Source organism: Mesorhizobium sp. M7A.F.Ca.US.014.04.1.1 (assembly GCF_003998745.1).
In the GTDB taxonomy this organism is placed as follows: Bacteria; Pseudomonadota; Alphaproteobacteria; order Rhizobiales; family Rhizobiaceae; genus Mesorhizobium; species Mesorhizobium ciceri.
Genome location: NZ_RZRW01000731.1, coordinates 1 through 2,523, shown reverse-complemented (window position 1 = coordinate 2,523; position 2,523 = coordinate 1). Strand labels below are relative to the sequence as shown.

Annotated in this window: 5 protein-coding genes; all 5 read right to left on the bottom strand. The window is 60.6% G+C overall.

What is annotated here, in order from left to right; all coding sequences use genetic code 11:
* Positions 1-230, bottom strand: a 230-nt coding sequence (locus tag EOA22_RS30670) for a DoxX family membrane protein (RefSeq protein ID WP_164756052.1), incomplete at its 3' end; no start/stop codon positions are given.
* A 55-nt stretch (positions 231-285) separates the two neighbouring features.
* Positions 286-765: a tetratricopeptide repeat protein gene (locus tag EOA22_RS30665; protein ID WP_063170611.1), complete on the bottom strand. Its 480-nt coding sequence runs from the start codon at positions 763-765 to the stop codon at positions 286-288.
* 28 nt (positions 766-793) lie between these two features.
* Positions 794-1,765: an MBL fold metallo-hydrolase gene (locus EOA22_RS30660; protein ID WP_127390474.1), complete on the bottom strand. Its 972-nt coding sequence runs from the start codon at positions 1,763-1,765 to the stop codon at positions 794-796.
* A gap of 94 nt (positions 1,766-1,859) precedes the next feature.
* Positions 1,860-2,087, bottom strand: coding sequence for a DUF680 domain-containing protein (locus tag EOA22_RS30655; RefSeq protein WP_063170610.1), 228 nt, complete (start codon positions 2,085-2,087; stop codon positions 1,860-1,862).
* Positions 2,088-2,146: 59 nt separating this feature from the next.
* A complete protein-coding gene (locus EOA22_RS30650) occupies positions 2,147-2,392 on the bottom strand; it encodes a DUF680 domain-containing protein (RefSeq protein ID WP_063170609.1) in 246 nt (81 codons plus the stop codon).
* Between the last annotated feature and the right edge of the window lie 131 nt (positions 2,393-2,523).

Here is a 2,523-nt window from a genome sequence, read left to right as displayed (position 1 = left end):
CGCGTCAGCAGGCCCAGGCCGATCGAAAGACCGGCTCCCAGCTGCAGCGCTATGGTGGCCATCAGAAGCGGCAGGCTGACGCCGGGGGCGGCCATGGCTTTTGCGGCACCGTCGAAATGGATCGCCAGCTCAACGCCTTCATGCACGAAGAGCAATGAGAGCAGCAGGCGACCCGTCAGCAGGGTCAAGTCGGTGAGATGTAGTTTCAAGGCGATTTGTGTCGTTGTCACGATTGGCTCCAGATAGGAAAGAGGGCAGGCGCCGCACGACGGCGCCCGCCTGGCTTCATTGGGTCACTTTGGTGTCGATGGCCTTCTGCAGGTCTGCGCGTTCCTCGCAGCCTGCCGGGCAGAGCTGGGTCAGCGATGCCAGCTGCTCCCTAGCTTTGGCCATGTCGCCGGTCTCGACATAGAGTTCGCCGAGATATTCGCGCGCCGCCTTGTGGTCCGGCTTCAGTTCGAGCGCCTTGGTGTAGTAGGTCAGTGCCGTCGTGTAATCGCCGGTCTTGCGCAGCGTGAAGCCGAGCAGATTGTAGACGTCGGCCTGCTGCGTGTCCTGCGCCAGGTCACGAAGATCGGCCAATGCACCCTTATAGTCCTTGGCATCGATCTTGGCTTTTACTGCGGTGAGGTCGGGCGCGTCGTCGCCTTCAATGTTGTCCACGGCATAGGCCGGCCCGGTGACGGCGACCGGAACGGCAGTCAGCACGGCAACGGCGCCGAGCAGCCCGAACAGGTTGTGCCTGTTGAAGAGGGAAGGTTCCATTGTCTTTCTCGCTTTGGGATTGCCGCGCTTAAATTTGCACGGGGGTGAAGCCGTAGGCGTTGCCGTCCTTGACGAAGGTGCCGGTGCCCGGGAACGGGAAGTGCGAACCGGAGATGCGGATGTTGTCGGCAATCACGCGATCGATCAGTTTGTGGCGCGTGGTAATGGCCGTCGGCCCATCCTGGTCGTAGGTGCCTTGCCAGTCCGGATGCGGCGCCAGTAGTGCCGGCACATACATTGTGTCTGCCGAAATCATGATCTTCTCCTTGCCGGAGTTTGCGAGGTAGACCGAATGGCCTGGCGTATGACCGGGCGCGGCGATGATCTGCATGCCAGGCGCCACTTCGGCGCCGTCCTCGACCAGCTTCCAGTTCTTCCATTTCGGGAAGTTTTCGGCGATGCGCTTGCCCGCCGGCTTGCGCCCTTCGGGCAGCTTTGCCAGTCGGCCGGGGTCGGTCCACCACTTGTATTCCGTGGCGTTGACGATGAGCTCGGCATTGGGGAACACAGGCGCGCTGGTCCCCTTTTCCATCAGGCCCCAGACGTGGTCGGGATGGAAATGCGAGATCATGATGGTGTCGATAGTCTTGTAGTCGATGCCAGCGGCGGCCATGTTGGCCGGCAGATGGGTGGCATTGGTTTGCCATTGGCCGACGCCCGAACCGGCATCCATCATAATCACCTTGCCGTTCATCTTGAGGACGACGACGGTGAGCGGGATAGGCATGAAGTCTGTCGTCAGGCCGGCCTTGGCAAGGGCTGCCTTGGTGTCCTCGACGGAGACATCCTTGATGAAAGCTGGGTCGTGCGGCTTGCGCCAGATGCCGTCATAGATGGCGGTGATCTCGATATCGCCGACCATGTATTTGTAGAAGCCAACGGCCGGCTCGACTGCTGTTTCGGCGAAGGCAGGACGGGTGAATTCCAACCTGCCGGCGAGGCCGAATGCGGCAGCGGCAGTTGCGGACCCAAGCAACGTGCGACGTGTCATGTTAAACATGATGATCTCCTGTGTTAAGAGGTGGGGGTGGCGGAAAGCCAAGCGTGGCCCTCCGTCCTGATTGCCGAACCTATCGGTCCTGACCGGATGAAACTCAGTTGCCCCAGATGCCTTGGCCGTACTGCGCCGGCACGCTGGCATCGGCACCACCATGGATCTTCTTGACCTCTCGGATCGAGCTGGTGTGCGAGGTGTCGATTTTTGAAGCCGAATGGCTGGCGACCGGCTGGCGGGAAGTGTTCGAGCCGTAGTGGTCGCTGCCGGCGAAGGCCGTGCCACTGGCAACGAGGATGGCGGCAGCGGTAAGGACGATCTTTTTCATTGAAACAGTTCCTGATCTTGAGGATTGAGAGAAGTTGTTGTTTGGAGGTCGAGGCGCGTTCAGCGGCCCCAGAGTCCGTCGTTGTTGTGCCGGTTGATGATGTCCTGAACCGACCCCTGGCTCGGCCCGGTCGTCACCTTGGAGTCGACGCTGTCCTGACGCGGCGTGGAGGGAATGGAAGCAGTAGCGTTGGTGTCGACGCTGGTGGCCGGCTGGTTGGAGTTGGTGGCGCCATGGTCGCTGCCGGCAAAGGCAGCGCTTGAGGCAAGCAGCATGGCAGCCACGCTGAGAGCGAGCTTGGTCATTTTGGTAGATCCTTGTTTCGTTTCTTGGTTGCGTGCCGGGAAATTGGCCCCGCTAACAACAAGACTCGCCAAGACATCCCTTTATTACCGGGTGGCGCGAAATTCTTTTGGAGGTCCCAAAATCAGGGACG

Coding starts and splice junctions, on each gene's coding strand:
- EOA22_RS30665 (WP_063170611.1), bottom strand. CDS start 765: ATGGAACCTTCCCTCTTCAACAGGCACAACCTGTTCGGGCTGCTCGGC.
- EOA22_RS30660 (WP_127390474.1), bottom strand. CDS start 1,765: ATGTTTAACATGACACGTCGCACGTTGCTTGGGTCCGCAACTGCCGCT.
- EOA22_RS30655 (WP_063170610.1), bottom strand. CDS start 2,087: ATGAAAAAGATCGTCCTTACCGCTGCCGCCATCCTCGTTGCCAGTGGC.
- EOA22_RS30650 (WP_063170609.1), bottom strand. CDS start 2,392: ATGACCAAGCTCGCTCTCAGCGTGGCTGCCATGCTGCTTGCCTCAAGC.